Annotated in this window: 19 protein-coding genes; 11 read left to right on the top strand and 8 right to left on the bottom strand. The window is 60.8% G+C overall.

The window, feature by feature from the left end:
* Window positions 1-56 precede the first annotated feature (56 nt).
* From AB4P90_RS12600 to rpiB, 3 genes are all read right to left on the bottom strand, one after another.
* Entirely contained in the window at window positions 57-1,625 is a 1,569-nt protein-coding gene (locus AB4P90_RS12600; protein WP_395605937.1) for a transporter associated domain-containing protein, read from the bottom strand.
* A gap of 435 nt (window positions 1,626-2,060) precedes the next feature.
* Window positions 2,061-3,041, bottom strand: a complete 981-nt coding sequence (locus AB4P90_RS12595; RefSeq protein ID WP_003191835.1) for a sugar-binding transcriptional regulator — start codon at window positions 3,039-3,041, stop codon at window positions 2,061-2,063.
* A 63-nt stretch (window positions 3,042-3,104) separates the two neighbouring features.
* Entirely contained in the window at window positions 3,105-3,566 is a 462-nt protein-coding gene (rpiB, locus tag AB4P90_RS12590; protein ID WP_019817614.1) for a ribose 5-phosphate isomerase B, read from the bottom strand.
* A 262-nt stretch (window positions 3,567-3,828) separates the two neighbouring features.
* Here rpiB and AB4P90_RS12585 point away from each other — a divergent pair, with 262 nt between their 5' ends.
* The 7 genes from AB4P90_RS12585 (at window position 3,829) to dhaL (ending at window position 11,190) form a co-directional block, all read left to right on the top strand.
* Entirely contained in the window at window positions 3,829-5,316 is a 1,488-nt protein-coding gene (locus AB4P90_RS12585) for a sugar ABC transporter ATP-binding protein (RefSeq protein ID WP_060767524.1), read from the top strand.
* Entirely contained in the window at window positions 5,313-6,290 is a 978-nt protein-coding gene (locus tag AB4P90_RS12580; RefSeq protein ID WP_014718193.1) for an ABC transporter permease, read from the top strand. The genes AB4P90_RS12585 and AB4P90_RS12580 overlap by 4 nt, the downstream gene beginning before the upstream one ends.
* A gap of 34 nt (window positions 6,291-6,324) precedes the next feature.
* Entirely contained in the window at window positions 6,325-7,332 is a 1,008-nt protein-coding gene (locus tag AB4P90_RS12575) for a substrate-binding domain-containing protein (RefSeq protein ID WP_395605936.1), read from the top strand.
* Window positions 7,333-7,485: 153 nt separating this feature from the next.
* Window positions 7,486-8,241 carry an SDR family oxidoreductase gene (locus tag AB4P90_RS12570; protein WP_020301588.1) on the top strand — a complete coding sequence of 252 codons (756 nt, stop codon included), beginning with the start codon at window positions 7,486-7,488 and terminating at the stop codon, window positions 8,239-8,241.
* Window positions 8,242-8,268: 27 nt separating this feature from the next.
* Entirely contained in the window at window positions 8,269-9,384 is a 1,116-nt protein-coding gene (locus AB4P90_RS12565) for an erythritol/L-threitol dehydrogenase (protein WP_019817618.1), read from the top strand.
* Between the two features lie 156 nt (window positions 9,385-9,540).
* Window positions 9,541-10,542, top strand: coding sequence for a dihydroxyacetone kinase subunit DhaK (locus tag AB4P90_RS12560; RefSeq protein ID WP_014718189.1), 1,002 nt, complete (start codon window positions 9,541-9,543; stop codon window positions 10,540-10,542).
* A 3-nt stretch (window positions 10,543-10,545) separates the two neighbouring features.
* The gene (gene dhaL, locus AB4P90_RS12555; protein ID WP_102666901.1) at window positions 10,546-11,190 is read left to right on the top strand and encodes a dihydroxyacetone kinase subunit DhaL; all 645 of its coding nucleotides are present in this window, start codon (window positions 10,546-10,548) and stop codon (window positions 11,188-11,190) included.
* 148 nt (window positions 11,191-11,338) lie between these two features.
* Here dhaL and sohB read toward each other — a convergent pair whose 3' ends face one another.
* The gene (gene sohB, locus AB4P90_RS12550) at window positions 11,339-12,364 is read right to left on the bottom strand and encodes a protease SohB (RefSeq protein ID WP_014718187.1); all 1,026 of its coding nucleotides are present in this window, start codon (window positions 12,362-12,364) and stop codon (window positions 11,339-11,341) included.
* A 194-nt stretch (window positions 12,365-12,558) separates the two neighbouring features.
* On the opposite strand from sohB, the gene AB4P90_RS12545 reads away from it, so the two are divergent.
* Together AB4P90_RS12545 and AB4P90_RS12540 are read left to right on the top strand one after the other, a co-directional pair.
* Window positions 12,559-13,269, top strand: a complete 711-nt coding sequence (locus AB4P90_RS12545) for a histidine phosphatase family protein (RefSeq protein WP_014718186.1) — start codon at window positions 12,559-12,561, stop codon at window positions 13,267-13,269.
* 56 nt (window positions 13,270-13,325) lie between these two features.
* Entirely contained in the window at window positions 13,326-13,640 is a 315-nt protein-coding gene (locus tag AB4P90_RS12540; RefSeq protein ID WP_014718185.1) for an SCP2 sterol-binding domain-containing protein, read from the top strand.
* Between the two features lie 191 nt (window positions 13,641-13,831).
* Here AB4P90_RS12540 and AB4P90_RS12535 read toward each other — a convergent pair whose 3' ends face one another.
* Window positions 13,832-16,468, bottom strand: coding sequence for a glucosidase (locus AB4P90_RS12535; RefSeq protein WP_032903877.1), 2,637 nt, complete (start codon window positions 16,466-16,468; stop codon window positions 13,832-13,834).
* A 198-nt stretch (window positions 16,469-16,666) separates the two neighbouring features.
* Between AB4P90_RS12535 and AB4P90_RS12530 the strand changes: the two genes are divergently transcribed.
* On the top strand, window positions 16,667-18,043 hold the full coding sequence (locus AB4P90_RS12530; RefSeq protein ID WP_038449912.1) for a VOC family protein: 1,377 nt from the start codon (window positions 16,667-16,669) through the stop codon (window positions 18,041-18,043).
* Between the two features lie 313 nt (window positions 18,044-18,356).
* Here the strand turns inward: AB4P90_RS12530 and AB4P90_RS12525 are convergent, their stop codons facing one another.
* The 3 genes from AB4P90_RS12525 to AB4P90_RS12515 all read right to left on the bottom strand — a co-directional run bounded on the left by AB4P90_RS12525 (window position 18,357) and on the right by AB4P90_RS12515 (window position 20,423).
* On the bottom strand, window positions 18,357-19,220 hold the full coding sequence (locus tag AB4P90_RS12525; protein WP_020300743.1) for an IS3 family transposase: 864 nt from the start codon (window positions 19,218-19,220) through the stop codon (window positions 18,357-18,359).
* The gene (locus AB4P90_RS12520; RefSeq protein WP_020300742.1) at window positions 19,217-19,510 is read right to left on the bottom strand and encodes a transposase; all 294 of its coding nucleotides are present in this window, start codon (window positions 19,508-19,510) and stop codon (window positions 19,217-19,219) included. Before AB4P90_RS12520 ends, AB4P90_RS12525 begins: the two co-directional genes overlap by 4 nt.
* A gap of 688 nt (window positions 19,511-20,198) precedes the next feature.
* Window positions 20,199-20,423 carry a DUF465 domain-containing protein gene (locus AB4P90_RS12515; RefSeq protein ID WP_014718181.1) on the bottom strand — a complete coding sequence of 75 codons (225 nt, stop codon included), beginning with the start codon at window positions 20,421-20,423 and terminating at the stop codon, window positions 20,199-20,201.
* 175 nt (window positions 20,424-20,598) lie between these two features.
* Between AB4P90_RS12515 and tkt the strand changes: the two genes are divergently transcribed.
* The gene (gene tkt, locus AB4P90_RS12510; RefSeq protein WP_137271603.1) at window positions 20,599-22,656 is read left to right on the top strand and encodes a transketolase; all 2,058 of its coding nucleotides are present in this window, start codon (window positions 20,599-20,601) and stop codon (window positions 22,654-22,656) included.
* The last annotated feature ends 45 nt before the right edge of the window (window positions 22,657-22,701 follow it).

Raw genomic sequence — 22,701 nt, 5'->3', positions numbered from 1 at the left:
ACGGCTCAAAGGCTTCGGCCCCGTTGAAGAACAAGAGCAGTGCGTAAAAGACATCTTCAGCCGTTATGACCTGGGCAAGGGCGCAAGTGCACTTGCGTCACCCGGCGCTCTTCCACTTCAGCCACGGTCAAACGCCAGCCTTCATGCTCCAGGCTATCGCCCACCGCCGGCAGGCGGTCGAGCAGGCTCATCACCAACCCCGCCAAGGTTTGATAGTCCTCGGTAGCCGCAGCCTTGAAGCCCGTTCGCTGACGCAGCAGGTTGAGGTTCAAGGCACCATTGGCACGGAAACCATCGCCGTCCTCGACTATGTCCGGCCCTTCGATTTCGCTGGCATCGGGCAATTCACCGGCGATGGATTCCAGAATATCCGTCATGCTCAATACACCCATGAAGTCGCCGAATTCGTTGATCACGAAAGCGATGTGGGTAGACTCCTGGCGCATCTGCTCCAGGGCGTTGAGGATCGAAAAGCTTTCCAGCAGGTTGATCGCCCGACGCGCCAAGTGCGCAAGGTTCGGCTCGTTGCCAGCCAGGTATTCCTTGAGCAGCTCTTTCTTGTGCACAAAGCCCAAAGGCTCATCCACTGCACCGTTACGGATCAACGGCAGACGCGAGTAGGACGAGTGCATCAGTTTCAGACGCGTCGTCTCGGGGTCGTCCGCCAGGTCGATACAGTCAACCTTGGCCCTTGGGGTCATCAGGGTGCGAATCGGCCGCTCGGCCAGTTGCAGCACACCGCTGATCATCACCCGTTCGCGTCGATCAAACAGCGGCCCCTGCGCAGCATCCGGCTCGCCCAGCAGGTCAGCCACGTCTTCACCCACTTCTTCCACCGCCAGGCTGCGGCCGCCCAACAAGCGCATCACCGCATGGGCGGTACGCTCACGCACCGGCAACACGCCCTGCGCCGATTTCTTGCGACGGGCTCGGGCGATCTGGTTGAACACCTCGATCAGAATCGAGAAGCCAATGGCCGCGTACAGGTAGCCCTTGGGAATATGGAAACCCAGGCCTTCGGCGGTCAGGGCGAAACCGATCATCATCAAGAAGCCCAGGCACAGCATGATCACGGTGGGGTGCGCATTGACGAAACGGGTCAGCGGCTTGCTCGCCACGATCATCAGGCCGATGGACACGATCACCGCGATCATCATCACCGCCAGCTCGTCGACCATGCCCACGGCGGTAATCACCGCATCGAGGGAGAACACCGCATCCAGCACCACGATTTGCGCGACGATCGGCCAGAACATCGCGTAAGCCACATTGCCCTTGTGCTGCGCCACATGGCCTTCAAGGCGCTCATGCAATTCCATGGTGGCCTTGAACAGCAGGAATATACCGCCGAACAGCATGATCAGGTCACGGCCCGAGAAGCTCTTGTCGAACACCTCGAACAGCGGCTGGGTCAGGGTCACCAACCAGGAAATACTCGCCAACAGGCCCAGGCGCATCAGCAGCGCCAGGGATAAACCGATCAAACGTGCACGGTCACGCTGCTCCGGTGGCAGCTTGTCCGCCAGGATCGCGATAAACACCAGGTTGTCGATACCCAGCACCAGTTCCAGCACAATCAAGGTCGCAAGGCCGAGCCAGGCCGTAGGATCCGCTAACCATTCCATTTATAAATTCTCTGTCTTTAAAGTGTTCAGAACGCCGGGCACGGCAAAGTGCGGTCATACGACCGAGACAAGGTTAGTTGACGGAATACGGGGTGCTTCAGCGGGAACAGCGACAGCGGTTGTCTTGGGGAAAGACGACTGGGAGGCTCCGAGAGGGTGTTCATGCAAGTCCTGAAATGACAAAAGGACTTGAATCCTACATTTGAAATACAAATTTCCTACAGCGCAAAACTATTACAAAACCTGTAGCCCCCTATCAGAAGCACACCAATACTTGTGGGAGCTGGCTTGCCTGCGATGCAGGCACCTCGGTGTTGATCGTTCCCACGCTCCGCGTGGGAATGCCGCCTTTGACGCTCCGCGTCCCACCCGCGCAAGGGTGACGCGGAGCGTCACAGGATGCGTTCCCACGCTGGAGCGTGGGAACGATCTGTATCAGGTTTTACGAGTGGCATCGTCCAGCGCCAGGATGGTGTGGGCGTTGGTGACGGTGGTCGCCAGCGTATTGATCACTCCCGAGCGCAACGCCCCCAAGGTCGCCGCCGCCTTGGTGTTCTCACTGGCAATCGCCACCACGTCCGGGATGCGAAACAGCTCCTGCACCGTCAACCCGATCACCCGCCCCTGGATGGCGTTGACCGCCGGCTGGCCGTGAATGTCGATAAAGTCATAGCCCATCATGTCGCCCACAGTGCCAGACAGGCGCGCCTGGGCGATTTCCTGGGGCGAGAACCAGCCCATGCGCACCATGTTGCTGTTCTCGCTCATGTCGCCGATGCCGATCAAGGCAATGTCAGCGCGGCGTGCGCGGTCAAGGGTGGAGCGCACCGTGTCGTTGTTGATCAGCACCCCGCGCAGCTCGGGGTTGGCCACCAGCGCTGGGGCGTAGAGGCTTTCACTTTCACCCCCAAAGCGCAGGGCCAGGCGCCGGCAGATGTGGTCAGGGTTCATGTATTCACCGGCCTTGAGCGAACCGCCGATGGCACACACGAAGGTGCAGTTGCGGGTCACCGGCAGAAACACGTTATCGGCCACCGCGCCGACGTTACGCCCCATGCCCACCGCAACGATCATGCCGTCGCCCAGGGTCTTGTTGAGGTAGTTGGCCACCAGGCTGGCGACCGCCGAGCGCTGGGTGTCGGGGTCGCTGTGGTCGACCGCAATCAAGGCGCGGTCGAGCTTGAAGCGCTCCACCAGTGCCCGTTCCAGCTCGTTGTTCATTGCCGGGTGCTGCAGCACGCGCACCTCGACAATCCCTTCATCGCGCGCGCGCTTGAGCAGGCGGCTGACTTTTGCCCGCGACAGGTCAAAACGCTTGGCAATGGCCTCCTGAGTGACGTTCTCAAGGTAATAGAGCATCGCCACTTCGGTCATCTGATCGATATCACTGGCCATGCGCTGGGTACTGTCACTCATGGGGACGGGCTTCCGTTTCGGCGTCAAAGGCGCATTCTCCCGACTCTTGCCCTGCGCCGTCCACTACTGATGCCCATCGCGCTCGATCGCATTGATGCGCTCGACCTTGGCCCCGGACCGCGCCGCTTCGAACTCCGAGGCCAAAAACGCACTGACGATGCTTTTGGCCAACTCCGCACCGATGACCCGCGCACCGATGGAGAGGATTTGCGCATCGTTGCTCTTGCGCGCCCGCTCCGCAGAGTAGGTGTCATGAGCCTGGGCCGCACGGATGCCCAGAACTTTGTTGGCCGAGATGGCCATGCCTATGCCGGTGCCGCATACCAGCACGCCGAGGCGCTGTTGCCCGGCATTGATGGCGGTGGCCACGGCCAGAGCGATGTCCGGGTACAGCACCGGCGCCGTTGAATGCGTACCGAAGTCGGTGACCGGGTACCCCAACGCCTCGATATGGCGCTTCAACAACTCTTTGAGCTCAAAACCTGCTTCATCGCATCCGATAGCCACCGGGAAAGGTGTGTTCATGGCGCCAAACTCCACTGATCAAATGATCACTTAGTGAAATATCTCTCACTCATTTCGCAAGCATTCACCCCTTACTGTCAAGCGAGATTTAACTGACCTGCCAGTCAAAGCCCTATACCAAGGCAATAACCGCGTCAAAGATGAGAATCACACCTTTTAAGTGAAAGAGATTGACTGATCAGAATTTCATTTGATACACATATGATCACAGCGAAACATGACTGTGCGACCTAATAAGAATTCACAGCACGAGGACACGCCGATGGCCACGCCATTACTGCTCCAGGCTGAACATGTCGCCAAGGCTTACGCCGGGGTGCCAGCCCTGCGCGACGGGCGCCTTTCTCTGCGCGCCGGCAGCGTCCACGCCCTGTGCGGCGGCAACGGTGCCGGCAAGTCGACCTTCCTGAGCATCCTGATGGGCATCACCCAGCGTGACGCCGGCAGCATTGTGCTCAACGGCGCACCGGTGCAGTTCAATCGCCCGAGTGAAGCCTTGGCCGCGGGGATCGCAATGATCACCCAGGAGCTCGAACCCATCCCCTACATGACCGTCGCCGAAAACATCTGGCTGGGCCGCGAACCGCGCCGCGCCGGTTGCATCGTCGACAGCAAGGCCCTCAATCGCCGCACCCGCGAACTGCTCGAAAGCCTGGAGTTCGACGTCGACGCCACCAGCCCCATGCACCGCTTGAGCGTGGCGCAGATGCAACTGGTGGAAATCGCCAAGGCGTTCAGCCATGACTGCCAGGTGATGATCATGGACGAGCCCACCTCGGCCATCGGCGAGCGCGAGGCCGAAACCCTGTTCAAGGCGATTCGCCGCCTTACCGCACGCGGTGCCGGCATCGTGTACGTGTCCCATCGACTGAGCGAACTGGCGCAGATCGCCGATGACTACAGCATCTTCCGTGATGGCGCCTTTGTGGAAAGCGGGCGCATGGCCGATATCGACCGCGACCACCTGGTGCGCGGCATTGTCGGCCAGGAACTGACGCGCATCGACCACAAGGTGGGCCGCGAATGCGCGGCCAGCACCTGCCTGCAGGTCGACCACCTGAGCCGCAACGGTGAGTTCCACGACATCAGCCTGCAACTGCGCCGTGGCGAGATCCTCGGCATTTATGGGTTGATGGGCTCCGGGCGCAGTGAATTCCTCAATTGCATCTACGGCCTGACCGTGGCGGATGCCGGCAGCGTTACCTTGCAAGGCAAGCCCATGCCCATCGGGCAGCCCAAGGCGACCATCGACGCCGGCATGTCGCTGGTCACCGAAGACCGCAAGGACAGCGGCCTGGTGCTGACCGGCAGCATCCTGTCGAACATTGCACTGTCGGCCTATAAGCGCTTGTCGAGTTGGTCGCTGATCAACGCACGCAAAGAGGCGCAACTGGCCGAGGAGATGGTCAAGCGCCTGCAGATCAAGACCAGTTCCCTGGAGCTGCCGGTGGCGTCCATGAGCGGCGGCAACCAGCAAAAGGTGGTGCTCGCCAAATGCCTGTCCACGGAACCGGTGTGCCTGCTCTGCGATGAACCCACCCGCGGCATCGACGAAGGCGCCAAACAGGAGATCTACCACCTGCTCGACCAGTTTGTGCGGGCCGGTGGCGCAGCCATTGTGGTGTCGTCAGAAGCACCGGAACTGCTGCACTTGAGCGACCGCATCGCCGTCTTCAAAGGTGGCCGGCTGGTCACTATCAGCACCGACACCGCCCTTTCCCAGGAAGCCTTGTTGAGTCTTGCCTCATGAATGCCAAAACCATCGTTGCCCCCGTTACCGCCGCGCCGCGCAACCGCCTGCGCCTGTCCCTCGACCGCTTCGGCCTGCCGCTGGTGTTTATCCTGCTGTGCGTGGTGATGGCGTTTTCCAGTGAGTACTTCATGACCTGGCGCAACTGGATGGACATCCTGCGCCAGACCTCCATCAACGGCATTCTCGCCGTGGGCATGACCTATGTGATCCTGACCAAGGGTATCGACCTGTCGGTGGGGTCGATCCTGGCGTTCGCCGGGTTGTGCAGCGCCATGGTCGCCACCCAGGGTTATGGCCTGTTGGCGGCGGTCAGCGCAGGGATGTTTGCCGGCGCGATGCTCGGGGTGGTCAATGGTTTCATGATCGCCAACCTGTCGATCCCGCCGTTCGTGGCCACCCTCGGCATGCTCAGCATCGCGCGGGGCATGACCTTTATTCTCAACGACGGCAGCCCGATCACCGACCTGCCCGACGCCTACCTGGCCCTGGGCATCGGCAAGGTCGGCCCGGTGGGCGTGCCGATCATCATCTTCGCCGTGGTCGCGCTTATTTTCTGGATGGTGCTGCGCTACACCACCTACGGCCGTTATGTGTATGCGGTGGGCGGCAATGAAAAAAGCGCACGCACCTCCGGCATTGGCGTGCGCAAGGTGATGTTCTCGGTGTACGTGGTCTCGGGCCTGCTCGCCGGGTTGGCCGGCGTGGTGCTGTCGGCACGCACTACCTCTGCCCTGCCCCAGGCCGGGGTTTCCTATGAGCTGGACGCGATTGCCGCGGTGGTGATCGGCGGCACCAGCCTGTCGGGCGGTACCGGCAGCATTGTCGGCACCTTGTTCGGGGCCCTGTTGATCGGCGTGATCAACAACGGCCTGAACCTGCTCGGCGTGTCCTCCTATTACCAGCAGGTCGCCAAGGGCCTGATCATTGTGTTCGCAGTACTGATCGACGTGTGGCGCAAGAAGAAACGCTGAAGAACGACCCATAACAATAACCGGAGTTCTACTTATGAAACTGGGTACCACCCTGGCCGCCGCGGCGGCCCTCTCCCTGCTCGCCAGCAGTATCGCCCTGGCCGCCGACGGCAAGGCCTACAAGATCGGCGCAGCCGTCTATGGCCTCAAGGGGCAGTTCATGCAGAACTGGGTTCGTGAGCTCAAGGAGCATCCGGCCGTCAAGGATGGCACCGTGCAGTTGACCGTGTTCGACGGCAACTACGACGCCCTGACCCAGAACAACCAGATCGAAAATATGGTGACCCAACGCTACGACGCGATTCTGTTCGTGCCGATTGATACCAAGGCCGGCGTCGGCACCGTCAAGGCCGCCATGAGCAACGACGTGGTGGTCATCGCCTCCAATACGAAAGTAGCCGATGCCAGCGTGCCGTATGTGGGTAACGACGACGTGGAAGGCGGCCGCCTGCAGGCCCAGGCCATGGTCGACAAGCTCAACGGCAAGGGCAACGTGGTGATCATCCAGGGCCCGATTGGCCAGTCGGCGCAGATCGACCGGGAAAAAGGCGAGCTGGAAGTGCTGGGCAAACACCCGGACATCAAGATCATCGAAAAGAAAACCGCCAACTGGGACCGCGCCCAGGCCATGAGCCTCACCGAAGACTGGCTCAACGCCCACCCCAAGGGCATCAATGGCGTGATCGCCCAGAACGACGACATGGCCCTGGGCGCCGTGCAGGCCTTGAAGTCCCATGGCCTCACCGCCAAGGATGTGCCCGTTACCTCTATCGACGGCATGCCGGATGCGATCCAGGCGGCGAAAAAGGACGAAGTCACCACCTTCCTCCAGGATGCCCAGGCCCAATCCCAAGGCGCACTGGACGTGGCCCTGCGCGCCCTGGCAGGCGAGGACTACAAGCCGCAATCGGTGATCTGGGAGCGCTACGCCAAGGACGTGAAATGGGCCGACGGCACAGCCAAGAACTACATCCTGCCCTGGGTGCCGGTGACCAATGCCAATGCGGATGCGCTGTACAAGCAAGTCAGCGGCGGTAAGTAGTCAGTGGCTTGAAACACAGTCAACTGTGGGAGCTGGCTTGCCTGCGATGCAGGCACCTCGGTGCATCAGGTAGACCGGGTTGATGCAATCGCAGGCAAGCCAGCTCCCACATTGGACCGAGTTCTACCTTTTGATCTGTATCGGGAGTCATTCATGTCTGGTTTCTGGAACCAAGCCTTCGACCTCAGCGGCCGTTGCGCGGTGATCACCGGTGGCGCCGCCGGCATCGGCCTGGCCTGCGCCACCTTGCTGGCGGAACGCGGCGCAAGGGTGGCGCTGCTGGACCGCGATCCGGCCGTGGTCGAGGTGGCCGCCAGCCTGGGTGCCGGGCACCTGGGCATTGCCGTCGACCTCGGGAAGATCGACCAGATACAACCGACCGTCGACAAGGTGTTCGCACATTTCCAGCGCCTGGATTACCTGATCAACAGCGCAGGCGTGGTGCTGCTGGACAAGGCCATCGACGTCAGCGAAAGCGCCTGGGACACCACCTTGGACATCAACCTCAAGGCCAGTTTTTTCATGGCTCAGGCCTGCGCCAGGCACATGATCGCCCAGGGCAGCGGGCGCATCGTCAACCTGGCGTCCCAGGCCGCCGTGATTGGCCTGGACCGTCACGTCGCCTACTGCGCCAGCAAAGCCGCCATCGTCGGCATGACCAAAGTATTGGCCATGGAGTGGGCGCCGCAGGTGAACGTCAATGCTATCTCCCCCACCATCGTCGAAACCGCCCTGGGTAAAAAAGCCTGGGCCGGCGAGGTGGGTGAGCGGGCCAAATTGCAGATCCCGGCAGGTCGCTTTGCCCAGCCGGAAGAAATCGCCGGGCTGGCGCTGTACCTGCTCAGCGATGCCGCGCAGATGATCACCGGCGCCAACATGGTGATCGACGGCGGTTACAGCATTCAGTAATTCATCGTTATGTCGTGAGGTTTTGTCATGTCCACTGTCACCGAACGCACACCTGAACAACTCGCCCCGAGCATCCCGAAAACCATGCAGGCTGTGGTCTGCCACGGCCCGGAAGACTACCGCCTGGAAACCGTCGACGTGCCCACCCCCGGCCCCGACGAGATCCTGACCAAAGTCGAGCTGTGCGGCATTTGCATGGGCGATATCAAGACCTATCGCGGCGCGCCGTCGTTCTGGGGCGATGCCGAACAACCGCGCTACGTGAAGCCACCGATGATCCCCGGGCATGAGTTCGTGTGCCGCGTGGTCGCCCTTGGCCCAGGCGCCGAGAAGCGCGGCGTGGCCGTGGGCGACCGGGTGATCTCCGAGCAGATCGTGCCGTGCTGGGGCTGCCGCTTTTGCAACCACGGCCAGTACTGGATGTGCCAGAAGCACGACCTGTATGGCTTCCAGAACAATGTGCAGGGCGCCATGGCCCAATACATGATCTTCACCAAGGAAGGCATCATCCACAAAGTACCGGAATCCATCGCCCCCGATGAAGCGATCCTGATCGAACCCTTGGCCTGCTCGCTGCACGCGGCGGAACGCGCCAATGTCGACCATGACGACATCGTGGTGGTCGCCGGCGCCGGCACCCTGGGCCTGGGCATCATCGGCGCGGTGCGGTTGCGCAACCCGAAAAAACTCATTGTGCTGGACATGAAACCCGAACGCGCCGCCCTCGCCCTGCGCCTGGGCGCCGATGAAGTGTGGAACCCGGCCGAGGTGGATGTGCTGGCGAAAATCCGCGAAATCACCGATGGCTACGGCTGCGACATTTATATCGAAGCCACCGGGCACCACAAGGCGGTGAACCAGGGCCTGGCGATGCTGCGCAAGCTGGGACGCTTTGTCGAATTCAGCGTGTTCAATGACGAGGCCACGGTGGACTGGTCGATCATTGGCGATCGCAAGGAGCTGGATATCCTCGGCTCACACCTGGGACCATATATGTACCCAAGGGCCATCGACTTTATCGGCAACCGCAAGATCGACATGCGCGACGTGGTGACCCACAAGTTTGCGCTGGCGGATTTCAAGGAAGCGTTTGCAGTGATGGAGCGCGGCGACAAGTCGCTGAAGGTTGTGCTCGAACCCTGATCTGAGTAACAACACAAAACCCTGTGGGAGCTGGCTTGCCTGCGATGACGGTGCATCAGTAAAAAATCCCCAGCTGACACACCGCCATCGCAGGCAAGCCAGCTCCCACAGTGGAATAGTGCCGCCCCTAAGAACAAGAACACAGGAACCCGCGTTATGAATCGAGTCATCAACGATCCCGACCAAGTGGTCGAAGACATGCTGCGCGGCATCCTGGTCGCGCACCCCGAGCTGCGCCAGTACGAAAGCAACCCACGGGTCATCGTCAAGGCCAAGCCCTCAGCCCAGGGCCGCGTTGGCATTGTCACCGGCGGCGGCTCCGGGCATGAGCCGGCGTTCCTCGGTTATGTAGGCCCAGGCCTGGTGGATGCGGTGGCCGTCGGCGAGATTTTTTCCTCGCCCACCGCCAAAAGCTTTTTCGACGCCTTCCGCGCTGCCGACCATGGTGCTGGCGTGGCATGCCTGTATGGCAACTACGCGGGCGACAACATGAACGTGAAGCTGGCGATGAAAATGGCCGCCAGCAAAGACATGCGCATCCGCACGGTGGTCGCCAACGACGACGTGGCGTCCGCGCCCAAGGCCGACATCGCCAAGCGTCGCGGTGTAGCCGGGGAGATCTTCATGTGGAAGATCGGCGGTGCCGCCGCTGCCCAGCATTACGACCTGGACGGCGTGATTCGGGTGGCGCAGAAAACCGTCGACCACTGCCGCTCGATTGGTATCGGCCTTACGCCCTGCACCATCGCCGCGGTGGGCAAGCCGAACTTCCAGATTCCCGATGGGCAGATGGAATTAGGTATTGGCCATCATGGCGAGCCGGGCATCGAAGTCATCCCGATTGAACCGGCCGCCGCCATGGCCGAGCGCATGCTGGCGCCGATCCTCGCCGACCGCGATTTCAGCCAGGACGACAGCGTGGTGGTGCTGGTCTCTGGCCTCGGCGCCACCCCGGTGATGGAGTTGTATATTTTCTACGCCGAGGTGGAAAAACAGCTCAAGGCCAAAGGTTTGAAGATTCACCGTTGCTACGTGGGCAACTACTTCACTTCCCTGGAGATGATGGGCGTGACCTTGACCCTGCTCGGCCTCGACGCCGAGCTGAAAACCCTGATCGACCAACCCTGCCGCTCCATCGGCATGACCCAGGCGGAGTGAACCATGAGCCAGCATTTTTCCACCCATGAGGGTAGCGCCATCGTCGCCGACCTGGTCAGCGTGATCGTGGCCAACCGGGAGTACCTCAGCGAAGTCGACGGCGCTATAGGCGATGGCGACCATGGCATCAACATGGCCAAAGGCTTTGCCCATTGCGGCCGCACGATCGAAGGCCGCCAACTGACCCTGGCCGAAGCTCTGGATGAACTGACCCTGAGCCTGATGGAAGGTATCGGCGGCTCCATGGGGCCCTTGTATGGCAGCCTGTTTATCGGCATGGCCGACGAAGTGCGCGGCAGTGAAGACATCGACGCCGCCACCTTCGCCCGCCTGCTGCGCGGCGGCTTGACCTCGCTGCAGGACATCACCGAAGCGGGCGTGGGCGACAAGTGCTTGATGGATACATTGATTCCGGCGGTAGAAGCCTTTGAACGGGCGCAGGCGTCGGGGCGTTCTTTCAGCGATGCGCTCGATGCGATGAAAACGGCCGCCTCCCAAGGGCGGGATTCGACCAAGGACCTGGTGGCCAAGATTGGCCGGGCCAGTCGTTTGGGTGAGCGCTCCCTCGGCGTTCTGGATGCCGGGGCCGTGTCGTGCTGCCTGATCCTTACGCAGTTGGCGGACTCGATTAAACCCCGTTTAACCTGACATGATCGTTCCCACGCTCCGCGTGGGAATGCAGCCTTGGACGCTCCGCGTCCCACCTACGCCAGGGTGACGCAGAGCGTCACTGGAGGCATTCCCACGCGGAGCGTGGGAACAATCGACAAGGGATTACCTGGTTTTCAGTACTGGCTTACCAGAACCGCTGCTGGGTCAAGCGGCTCCACCAGGTCAACAGCACCCGGTCCACCGAACCGCTGGCCGCCAGGCCCACGCGCTCTTGCAGGCTCTTACGCTCGGCATAGTGCAAGTGGAACACTTCGGCGGTCTTGGCCTTGGTAGCCAGGTATTCGTCGCTGGTTTGCAGCTCATCGACCAGTTGCTTGTCGAGGGCAGCGACGCCCAACCACACTTCACCGGTGGCCACCTCGTCAATCGCCAACTGCGGGCGGTAACGCGAGACGAAGTTCTTGAACAGCTGATGGGTGATGTCCAGGTCTTCCTGGAACTTCTCCCGGCCCTTCTCGGTGTTCTCGCCGAACACTGTGAGCGTGCGCTTGTATTCACCGGCGGTCAGCACTTCAAAGTCGATGTCGTGCTTTTTAAGCAGGCGATTGACGTTGGGCAACTGCGCCACCACGCCAATGGAACCGAGAATGGCGAAGGGTGCACTGATGATCTTCTCGCCGATGCAGGCCATCATGTAGCCGCCGCTGGCCGCCACTTTGTCGATGCACACGGTCAACGGCACGCCGGCCTGGCGGATACGCGCCAGTTGCGAAGAGGCCAGGCCATAGCTGTGCACCATGCCGCCGCCGCTTTCCAGGCGCAGCACCACTTCATCCTTGGGCGTGGCCAGGCTCAGCAGTGCGGTGATTTCATGGCGCAGGCTTTCGGTGGCCGAGGCCTTGATGTCACCGTCGAAATCCAGCACGAACACCCTCGGCTTGGGCTCGGGCTTCTTCTTGTCTTTTTTCTTTTCAGCTTTGCTTTCGGACTTGCGCAGGGCCTTGAGCTGGTCCTTGTCGAGCAGGCTCGACTCCAGACGCTCGCGCAAGCCCTTGTAAAAATCATTCAGCTTGCTGACCTGCAATTGGCCGGCGGATTTACGACGACCTTTGCTGCGCAGTGCTGCAAAGCTGATCAGTACCACCAGAATAGCGACCACCAGGGTGACGGTCTTCGCCAGAAAGCTCGCGTATTCGGCCAAAAAATCCATATGTCTCCTTAAAAAATGCACTGCGCCGGGCGCGGATGGCCCCAGCATACCGACGCCACTGCGAAGGAGCCAGTGATCAAACCGCCAGCAGGCGGGCTCCAACGCACTTTTAAAACAAGCGTATGTTTTTTCATTGACAGCTCGCAGGCATCCTCATAACCTCGCCAGACTTTCAACGTACCGGGAAAACGGACGTGGGCAGCATTTATCTGATTCGACATGGCCAGGCCTCCTTCGGTGCAGACGACTATGACGTCCTCTCGCCCGTTGGCGTGGAACAAGCGCAAGTGCTCGGTCGCCACCTGGCAGACCTGGGCATTGCGTTTGACCGCTGCATCGCCGGCGACCTGCGTCGCCAGCAGCACACTGCCAGCGCCACGTTCGATCAGTACAGCGCCTTGGGCTTGCCGGTTCCGGCGCTGGAAACAGATAGCGCGTTCAACGAGTTCGACGGCGAAGCGATCATTCGCGGCCTGTTGCCCGACTTGCTCAGCAGTGAACCGGATGCCGTGCACATCCTGCGCAACGGCCCGCAGAACCGCAGCGAGTTCCAACGCATTTTCGCCCTGATCATCGAGCGCTGGCTGGCCGGCACCTATGACCCACCAGGGCTGGAAAGCTGGCTGGGGTTTGTCGAGCGGGTTCAGGGTGGCTTGCAGCGCATCCTGGAAGCCGCGAACCACACCGACAAAATCGCCGTATTCACCTCCGGCGGCACCATCACCGCCCTGCTCCACCTGATTACCCGAATGCCTGCCGCCCAGGCCTTCGAAATGAACTGGCAAATTGTTAACACCTCGCTCAACCAACTCAAGTTCCGTGGTCGCGAGGTGGCACTGGCTTCCTTCAACAGTCACGCCCACTTGCAACTGTTGAAGGCGCCGCAGCTCATCACTTTCCGATGAACTGTGGCCAACCGTGACCCCAAGGTCACTGGACTCTACCCTTAAGGATCGAAACCATGACTGACGTAGCTAAAGCCGTAGAAGCAATGAAAGCCAAATTCAACCCAAGCGCTGCCGAAGGCTTGGACCTGGTGTTCGGTTTCCGTATCGACGACACCAAGAATTTCTCGCTGGTGGTCAAGGACAAGACCTGCGAACTCAAAGAAGGCGAAAACCCTGACGCTCAGGTCACCCTGGTGATGGACAGCGAGACCCTGGAAGGCATCGTCGACGGCTCCACCGACGGCATGCAGGCGTTCATGGGCGGCAAGCTGCGCACCGAAGGCGACATGATGCTGGCGATGAAGCTGAGCGAGCTGTTCCCTTCCTGATTCACGGGTAACCCTGAATCCTGATCCCGCCTCCCCGGCGGGATTTTTTTGCCTGCATTCTCGCGGAGAATGAAGATCCCTTGTGGGAGCTGGCTTGCCTGCGATGGCATCTACTCCATTTGCCGGACGCAACGCGGTGCCTGTATCGCAGGCAAGCCAGCTCCCACAGAAAAGCACATCCGCAAGGTTGCTCAGTTTTTGGGTTGCAGCAGTAACGCCACCAACGCGCTCCACCCGGTCTGGTGTGAAGCCCCCAGCCCTCGCCCTGTCTCTCCATGAAAATACTCATGGAACAACACCAGATCACGACTGGCCGGGTCCTCCTGCAACTGTGCATAGCCCGCCATCGACGGCCGCACCCCGTTTTCATCTCTTAGAAACAACCGCGTCAGCCGCTCGCTGAGGCTGTCAGCCACCTCCTCCAGAGACGCCAGATACCCACTGCCCGCCGGGTACTCCACGGAAAAGTTATCGGCGTAGTAGCGGTGAAACTCGCGCAACGATTCAATCAGCATGTAATTGACCGGCATCCACAGTGGCCCGCGCCAATTGGAGTTGCCACCGTACAAGCGTGAGTCGGACTCACCGGGCTGGTAACTGGCACACAAGGTGTCGCCATTCATCTTCAACGCCAGGGGCTGCTCGGCGAACGCCTTGGACAGGGCGCGCACGCCAAAGGCCGACAAGAACTCCTGATCATCCAGCATGCGCCGCAGCAAATCCTTGGTGCGTTCACCGCGCAGCAGCGCCAGCAACAGGCGGTTGCCCTGCCCCGGTTCGGTCCAGCGCGAAACCAGCTTGGCCAGGTCCGGCCGATGATGCATAAAGCCCAGCAGGCGCTCGCGCAAGCCTTCCAGGCCTTCATGCTCGCGCTGCTCCAGCACCAGCACCGCGAACAGCGGCATTAACCCGACGATGGAGCGCAGGCGCACCGGCTCGCTCTGGCCATCAGGGCGGTGCAGCACGTCATAGAAAAACTGGTCCTGCTCATCCCACAAGCCTTCGGCGCTGTCATCGACGCGGTTGATAGCGCCGGCGATGTAGAGGAAATGCTCGAAAAACTTCACGGCAATATCCACGTACACCCCATTACGCTTGGCCAACTCCAGGCCGATGCGCATCAGGTCCAGGGCATAGGCCGCCACCCAGGCGGTGCCGTCGGCCTGGTCCAACTGGTAACCCGTCGGCAACGGGGCCGAGCGGTCGAACAAGGCGATATTGTCCAGGCCCAGAAAACCGCCCTGGAACAGGTTGCGGCCCTCGGCGTCCTTGCGGTTGACCCACCAAGAAAAATTCAACAGCAGCTTGTGAAAGATCCGCTCCAGGAAATCCATATCGCCCACGCCGGTCAGCGCCTTGTCCTGCTGATATACGCGCCAGCTGGCCCAGGCATGCACGGGCGGGTTGGCGTCGTCAAAGCGCCATTCGTAGGCCGGCAATTGGCCGTTGGGGTGCATGAAGCGGTCCTTTACCAGCAACAACAACTGTTGCTTGGCGTAACCAGGGTCGATCAGCGCGATGGCCACCGCCTGGAAGCCTTGATCCCAGGAGGCGTACCACGGGTATTCCCAGGTGTCTGGCATCGACAGGATGTCGAAGTTGCACAGGTGCCGCCAATGAGTATTGCGGATATGCAGGCGCTCGGGCGGTGGCGCGGGCTGGGCCGGGTCGCCGTCAAGCCACTGGTTCACGTCGAAATAGTACAGCTGCTTGGACCACAGCAGGCCGGCCAGGGCCTGGCGTTGTACAGTGCGCGCATCGTCATCGGCAAGGCCCTGTTGCAACACCGAGTAGAAGTCATCGGCCTCCTGGCGGCGCTGTTCGAACAGTTTGCGCGCATTGACATCGGGCGCGCCCACCGGCGCAAAACGCAGGTAAAGGGTTTTGCTTTCCTGGCCTGCCAGCTCAAGGGTGAAATGCGCGGCCACCTTGGTACCGGCGTCCCGGCGAACGGCCGACTCAACCGCGCCCACCACGTAATCGTTAATGCCATCCTTGAATGGCCCCGGCGCCGGTTGCCCGTCCAGTTTGGGCCGATTGGTTTGGTTTTCGCAGAACAGCCACTGCAACCCGTCCTGGCCCCAGGCACTGAGGTGGCGATCATCGAGTTCATGATGACGCGCCAGAACCCGCTCGCCGTCCAGCCTCAAGCTGGGCTTGGGTGCATCGAAGGTCCAGCTCCAGTCATTGCGTGCCCAGAGCTGGGGCAGCACCTGCAGGCGTGTGGGTTGGTCCGAACGGTTATGCACGGTGACGCGCATGAAAATATCGTCGGGTTGATGCTTGGCGTATTCGACACTGACATCGCAGTAATGGTTATCTGCAAACACACCGGTATCAAGGATTTCATACTCGGCATCATCCAGCCCACGACGGGCGTTTTCGGCGATCAGGTCGGCGTAGGGAAACGCCGCATGGGGGTATTTGTAGAGCATGCGCATGTAGGCATGGCTCGGTACGCCATCGACGAAAAAGTACAGCTCCTTGACGTCTTCACCGTGGTTGCCTTCGGCGTTGTCGAGGCCGAACAGACGCTCCTTGAGGATTGCATCGCGCTCGTTCCACAGCGCCAGGCCCAGGCACCAGCGTTGGGCCTTGTCACTGAAACCGGCCAACCCGTCCTCGCCCCATCGATAGGCGCGGCTGCGAGCGTGTTCATGAGGGAAGTAGGCCCAGGCGTCACCGTCGGCGCTGTAGTCTTCGCGCACCGTGCCCCACTGGCGTTCACTCAGGTACGGCCCCCACTCGCGCCAACGTTCGGCGTGTTGCGTTGCCAGGCGCTGGCCTTCAATGGTGCCCAGCAGGTTGGTTGCGGGTTTGGCCGTCATCGGGTCCTCCTTCACCTACACAGTGAGGCGCAGTGTAGAGCGCAATGACGCCCGCATGCACATGAAGACTTGGACGCAAGGTCAACTCATTCATTTGCAGAATGAAGTCCAGAGGAATCTTCGTTTGCAAGCCGGCCGGCCGCTCAACAAAATCGGGCAAAGGCCACGATCATCGCTCCAGTCATCAGGAATTTTTCTATGCACGCCACCGCCCATGTCAGCCCCGACGAGATCCGCAAGGGCTTTTCCAAGGCCATGTCCGACATGTATCGAGATGAAGTGCCCTTGTACGGCGCGCTGCTTGAGCTGGTGGCCCAGACCAATGCCCGCGTGCTCGACAGCGAACCGGGCCTGGCGCATCAACTGCAACGTACCGGCGAAATCCAGCGCCTGGACATGGAACGCCACGGCGCCATCCGCCTGGGCACCGCTGCGGAACTGGCAACCATCAGCCGTTTATTCGCGGTGATGGGCATGCAACCGGTGGGCTACTACGACCTCACCCCCGCTGGCGTGCCCGTGCACTCCACCGCCTTTCGCGCCGTGCATGAACACGCGCTGCAAACCAGCCCGTTTCGCGTGTTCACTTCATTGCTGCGCCTGGAACTGATCGAAAACCCCGACCTGCGTGCCTTCGCCGAAAGCGCCCTGGCCAAACGCTCGATCTTTACCGCCGAGGCGTTGGCATTGATCGACCAGGCAGAGACCCAAGGCGGCTTGAATGCCAGCGATGCCGAGGCCTTTATCCGCCAGGCCCTGGAGACGTTCCGCTGGCACCACACTGCCACGGTCACCGGCGCCCAATATCAGCAACTGAGCGACCAGCACCGCCTGATCGCCGACGTCGTCGCGTTCAAAGGCCCGCACATCAACCACCTGACGCCACGCACCCTGGACATAGACCAGGTGCAGGCGGCGATGCCTGGCAAAGGCATCACCCCCAAAGCCGTGATCGAAGGCCCACCTCGGCGCCAGTGCCCGATCCTGCTACGCCAGACCAGCTTCAAGGCCTTGGACGAACCCATCGCCTTCACCGATGCCCACGGCAGCCACAGCGCGCGCTTCGGCGAAATCGAACAACGCGGCGTCGCGCTTACGCCTAAAGGTCGCGCCCTGTACGACCAACTGCTGAACGCCGCCCGCGATGAACTCGGCGCGTTTCCCACTGAGGCCAACGCTGAGCGCTATGTGCAATTGATGGAACAGCACTTCCAGGCCTTCCCCGATAACTACCCGCAGATGCGCGAACAGGGCTTGGCGTATTTTCGCTACTTCGTCACCGATAAAGGCCTGGCAGCACGCAGCCAGGCCGACCAGCCCCGCACATTGGAGGGGCTGGTCAACGCCGGCCATGTGGCGGTGGAACCGCTGGTGTACGAGGATTTTCTGCCGGTCAGTGCGGCGGGGATTTTTCAGTCAAACCTGGGGGATGGGGCGCAGAGTCACTACGCGGGCAACTCCAACCGCGCGGCTTTTGAGCAAGCGCTGGGGCGCAGGACGATTGATGAGTTGCAGTTGTATGAGCAGACGCAGCAGCGCTCTATGGATATATGCGTTGAAACGCTGTTGAAATGACTGAACGCCAGGCGCCACGGCCTTGATGGTAACCACGATGCGAAGCGAGTCGCTCTTGATCTGGCTCTTGATCTGCTTGTGATCTTGATCTCAGGCGCCCCGTTAAACCACGCTGGCCGGAATTCGACAGTGATTTGGGGGGTAAACCGGCAGGGATGCCGGTTTAGCCGCCCCGCGCCATGGATGGCGCGTGGCGGCGGCCCCCCAAATCACTGACGGATTACGGGCACACCGAGCCTAAGCGAGGTGCCGAGTGGTGGGGCAAGAGCGTTTTGCTGGGCCTGTCCCCCGGCAGCGTACGCCATGAAGCTGGTTATCCAGTCTTCTGCCTCAAGCTCTTTGCATATTCGTTCGGAGACCGATACCCCAGAGCTGAGTGCAGTCGACTGCTGTTGTAAAACCCATGCACATAGCTGGCGATCGATAGCTGTGCCTGTTTTTTGGTGGGGTAGACCCCAAAAGCCTCCTCTCTTTTCAGCGTAGCGAAAAAACTCTCCGCCACTGCGTTATCCCAGCAATTTCCCTTTCGACTCATGCTCTGTTTGAAGTCCTTCTTAGCTAACGCTAGACGGAACTTACTGCTTGCGTACTGACGGCCCTGATCGGAGTGAAATACTGCTCCGCTAGTGCCAGAACAGGCGCTCCAGGCATTCAGAAACGCACTTTCCACCAGGCCATCTGGCATGCGGTCTGACAAGCTGTAGCCCAAGATCTGGCGGGTCTGGATGCTCAACACTACGGCCAGATACAGCCAACCCTCTCTGGTTGGGAGATAGGTGATATCACTGACCCAAGTCGGAGTGGGGTTATCGATGGCAAACTGCCGCGCCACCACATTGTTCGCGACCGGCAAGTAATGGTTGCTGTCAGTGGTACAGGGCCTGAAACCGCGTTTGGACTTGCCGTGAATACCCTCCTCCTGCATCAACCGGCTGACTCGCTTGTGGCCCACTGCATACGATTTCTGGCGTAAGGCTGCGACCAACCGTGGCCGACCGTAGGTGTGTCGACTGGCCGCATAGACGCTGCGCAACTCAATGCGAATCTGAGCGTCAGGATCAGGGCGAGGCTGCCTGTGCGTGTAATCGTAGAAACCTGAAGTTGAGACTTCCATCACCCGGCACAACATACGTACCGGGTATTGAGTCCGTTCAGCAGCGACGAAGGCGTATCTCACCTGGACTCTCTGGCGAAGAATACCGCCGCCTTTTTTAGGATTTCACGCTCCATTTTTAGCTCGGCAACCTCGGCTCGCAGGCGGGCAAGCTCGCTGTCCTCCTTAGTGATGGGCTTGCGCTCGGGCGAGCTCAACGGTTGACCCTTGCGCGTGGCGTTCACCCAGTTATCGAGCGTTTTGACGGACATCTCTAGCTGGCGGGCAGCTTCGGTTCTGCCAACGCTTTCAGCTAACGCAACCGCTTGAGTCTTGAACTCATCGGTGTAGTTACGGCGAGTGGATGGATACATGGCAACCTCCAAGAGAACGATTTAAGTATCGCTTCTTGGCGTCCGTTGTCACGGGACAGGCCCATGCTTACTTTTGCGCTTTTCAAAAGTGAGCCGCTGTCAGAGCGGAACCCTAAGCGGCCGTTACCGCAGCAATGGATATGTACACAATCCAACTGTGCTGACTGCCAGACCGCCTTCGCGAGCAAGCCCGCTCCCACAGTTTGATTGTGGGTTGCCAGGTGGATAGGCGTCGGCTGGGAGGCCGCCATCGCAGGCAAGCCAGCTCCCACATTGGATTGTGGAGTGCCAGGTGGATAGGCGTCGGCTGGGAGGCCGTCATCGCAGGCAAGCCAGCTCCCACATTTGGATTGTGGGGTGTCAGGTGGATAGGCGTCGGCTGGGAGGCCGTCTTCGCAGGCAAGCCAACTCCCACATTGGATTGTGGGGTGTCAGGTGGATAGGCGTCGGCTGGGAGGCCGCCATCGCAGGCAAACCAGCTCCCACGGGCAGCATTTGCAGCCGACCGATTCGGCCCTGTGTTGCATGAATTCTGAGGATGCCCACCCGGCTCAAACAACGCAATCCTTGCGTCGCAACAAGCCCCAGAGCCGAGTGGACGGGGCGCATCATAAGGAGTGAAACGGCATTTGTCCTCCAGACAATTCTGAACAAATGTGCACATTCCAAGTGTGTGGCGAGGGATTGCCTAACCCAGCCGCCCCACAATTTCGTCTTTGACCAATAGCCGTTTCTTCTTCAGCTTTTCCACATCCTCATCGCTGGCACTGGCTTTTTCCGCTTTTAGCACCTCAGCGTCGGCGTCGTCGTATTGAGTGAGCAGCGCATCCAACCGTTTGTCCTGCGCCCTGCGTTCGTGAACAACTTCCTTGCTCAACCCCAAGTCCTGATACAGGTCGTGTTTCACTGGCATGGCGTACCTCCACAGATTGATCGATGGTCTACGCCCTTGAAGCTAGCCCATTCCAACAGCTCTTGTCATGTTTGAGGCCAACAACGTCCCGTTCGTCGCGGCGCAAGCGATGGGATCAAACCTTTGCCCCGCCCCGCCCTCCACTGTAGATCGCCACCCCAGGGAGAACGGTTTTATGAATCACGTTGCCACTGCTGCCGACACCCAATGCATCAACACCCTACGCACCCTGGCCATGGATGCCGTGCAGAAGGCCAATTCGGGGCACCCGGGTACGCCCATGGGCCTGGCGCCGGTGGGTTATACGTTGTGGAGTCGCTTCCTGCGTTATCACCCCGAGCATCCTGACTGGCCCAACCGTGACCGTTTTGTGCTGTCGGTAGGGCATGCCTCGATGCTGCTGTATTCGCTGTTGCACCTGGCCGGCGTGGTGGAAATCGATGCCCATGGCCAGCGCTCGGGCGAGCCGGCCGTCAGCCTGGACGACATCAAGCAGTTCCGGCAGATCGGCTCCAAGACCCCAGGCCATCCCGAGTACCGCATGACCACGGGCGTGGAAACTACCACCGGGCCGCTGGGCCAGGGCTGCGCCAACAGCGTGGGCATGGCCATGGCCGAGCGTTGGCTGGGCCAGCGCTTCAACCGCGACGGCCAGGTGCTGTTTGACTACGACGTCTACACCCTGTGCGGTGATGGCGACATGATGGAGGGCATCAGCAGCGAAGCCGCGTCCCTGGCCGGGCACTTGAAGCTCGATAACCTGTGCTGGATCTATGACAACAACACCATCAGCATCGAGGGCCACACTGAGCTGGCGTTCAGTGAAGACGTAATCCAACGCTTCCAGGCTTATGGCTGGCACACCGTGCATGTCACCGACGCCAATGACTTGCAGGCCTTGAGCGTGGCGCTGGAAACCTTCAAGGCCAACACCGGCGCCCCCACCTTGATCGTGGTGGACAGCGTGATCGGCTACGGCTCACCGCACAAACACAACACCGCTGCGGCCCATGGCGAGCCACTGGGAGAGGACGAGATTCGCCTGACCAAGGCCGCCTATGGCTGGCCGCAGGATTCAAGTTTTCTCGTGCCCGAAGAGGCCCGCACACTGTTGCGCGATGCCCTTTACGAACGCGCCGAGCCGCTGTACGCCGAGTGGAACCAGACCCTCGCCGCCCTCGACCCGCAACGGGCCGATGAGCTGCAACGCATGCGCGCCGGGGAGATGCCCGAGCAATGGCAAGCACACCTGCCCAGCTTTGCCGCCGATGCCAAAGGCGTCGCCAGCCGTGCTTCGGGCGGCGAGGTATTGAATGCCTTCGCCCAACAAATTCCATGGCTGCTGGGCGGTTCGGCAGATCTGTCGCCCTCGACCAAGACCAACCTCACCTTCGACGGTGCCGGGCGTTTCAGCGCGGGTGACTACAGCGGGCGCAACCTGCACTTCGGTATCCGCGAACACGCCATGGGCGCAATTGCCAACGGCATGGCGCTGTCCTACCTGCGCCCGTACACCTCGACCTTCCTGGTGTTCAGCGACTACATGAAACCGCCAATCCGCCTGGCGGCGATCATGGAATTGCCGGTGATCTTCGTGTTTACCCATGACTCCATCGGCGTAGGCGAAGACGGGCCCACCCACCAGCCCATCGAACACCTGACCCAACTGCGTGCCACGCCGGGGCTGTTGACGCTACGGCCGGGCGATGCGAATGAAACCCTTGAGCTGTGGAAGGTGGCGCTGGCACAAACCCATCGGCCCAGCTGTATGGTGTTATCGCGCCAGGCATTGCCGACCCTCGACCGCAACCACTTTGCCGCAGCTTCCGGCGCGGCCAAAGGTGCGTATGTGTTGGCCGAGGCGGATCAACCGAAGGTCATCTTGATCGCCACCGGCAGTGAAGTGGGCCTGGCGGTGGCCGCTTATGAGCAGCTCAAAGACCAAGGCATTGGCGCTCGCGTGGTGTCGATGCCCAGTTGGGAGCTGTTTGAAGACCAGGATCAAGCCTACCGCGACAGCGTCCTGCCGCCTGCGGTAAAAGCCCGTGTAGTGGTGGAGCAGGCAGGGCCCTTGGGGTGGGACCGCTACGTCGGGCAGACCGGCGCCAAAGTGGTGATGAACAGCTTCGGCGCCTCGGCACCGCTGGCCAAGTTGCAGGAGAAGTTCGGGTTTACCGTGGAGAATGTGGTGAAGCTGGCCAAAGAGCAGATCCAGCACAACCTCACTGACTAACACGGGGCTTAATGGGGGAGCGGGCTTGCCCCTCCCACATGTTGG

The organism is Pseudomonas sp. B16120 (assembly GCF_044218845.1).
Taxonomy (GTDB): domain Bacteria; phylum Pseudomonadota; class Gammaproteobacteria; order Pseudomonadales; family Pseudomonadaceae; genus Aquipseudomonas; species Aquipseudomonas paracarnis.
Note: the sequence above shows the minus strand (reverse complement) of the source record. Positions and strands in the feature narration are given on the sequence as shown.

Bases quoted from the DNA above. Each gene is read 5' to 3' on its own strand.
- AB4P90_RS12515 (WP_014718181.1), bottom strand. From the start codon at position 20,423: ATGCCAGTGAAACACGACCTGTATCAGGACTTGGGGTTGAGCAAGGAA.
- dhaL (WP_102666901.1), top strand. From the start codon at position 10,546: ATGAGCCAGCATTTTTCCACCCATGAGGGTAGCGCCATCGTCGCCGAC.
- rpiB (WP_019817614.1), bottom strand. From the start codon at position 3,566: ATGAACACACCTTTCCCGGTGGCTATCGGATGCGATGAAGCAGGTTTT.
- AB4P90_RS12600 (WP_395605937.1), bottom strand. From the start codon at position 1,625: ATGGAATGGTTAGCGGATCCTACGGCCTGGCTCGGCCTTGCGACCTTG.
- AB4P90_RS12570 (WP_020301588.1), top strand. From the start codon at position 7,486: ATGTCTGGTTTCTGGAACCAAGCCTTCGACCTCAGCGGCCGTTGCGCG.
- AB4P90_RS12595 (WP_003191835.1), bottom strand. From the start codon at position 3,041: ATGAGTGACAGTACCCAGCGCATGGCCAGTGATATCGATCAGATGACC.
- AB4P90_RS12530 (WP_038449912.1), top strand. From the start codon at position 16,667: ATGCACGCCACCGCCCATGTCAGCCCCGACGAGATCCGCAAGGGCTTT.
- AB4P90_RS12580 (WP_014718193.1), top strand. From the start codon at position 5,313: ATGAATGCCAAAACCATCGTTGCCCCCGTTACCGCCGCGCCGCGCAAC.
- AB4P90_RS12575 (WP_395605936.1), top strand. From the start codon at position 6,325: ATGAAACTGGGTACCACCCTGGCCGCCGCGGCGGCCCTCTCCCTGCTC.
- AB4P90_RS12540 (WP_014718185.1), top strand. From the start codon at position 13,326: ATGACTGACGTAGCTAAAGCCGTAGAAGCAATGAAAGCCAAATTCAAC.
- AB4P90_RS12585 (WP_060767524.1), top strand. From the start codon at position 3,829: ATGGCCACGCCATTACTGCTCCAGGCTGAACATGTCGCCAAGGCTTAC.
- AB4P90_RS12520 (WP_020300742.1), bottom strand. From the start codon at position 19,510: ATGTATCCATCCACTCGCCGTAACTACACCGATGAGTTCAAGACTCAA.
- AB4P90_RS12535 (WP_032903877.1), bottom strand. From the start codon at position 16,468: ATGACGGCCAAACCCGCAACCAACCTGCTGGGCACCATTGAAGGCCAG.
- AB4P90_RS12560 (WP_014718189.1), top strand. From the start codon at position 9,541: ATGAATCGAGTCATCAACGATCCCGACCAAGTGGTCGAAGACATGCTG.
- AB4P90_RS12565 (WP_019817618.1), top strand. From the start codon at position 8,269: ATGTCCACTGTCACCGAACGCACACCTGAACAACTCGCCCCGAGCATC.
- sohB (WP_014718187.1), bottom strand. From the start codon at position 12,364: ATGGATTTTTTGGCCGAATACGCGAGCTTTCTGGCGAAGACCGTCACC.
- tkt (WP_137271603.1), top strand. From the start codon at position 20,599: ATGAATCACGTTGCCACTGCTGCCGACACCCAATGCATCAACACCCTA.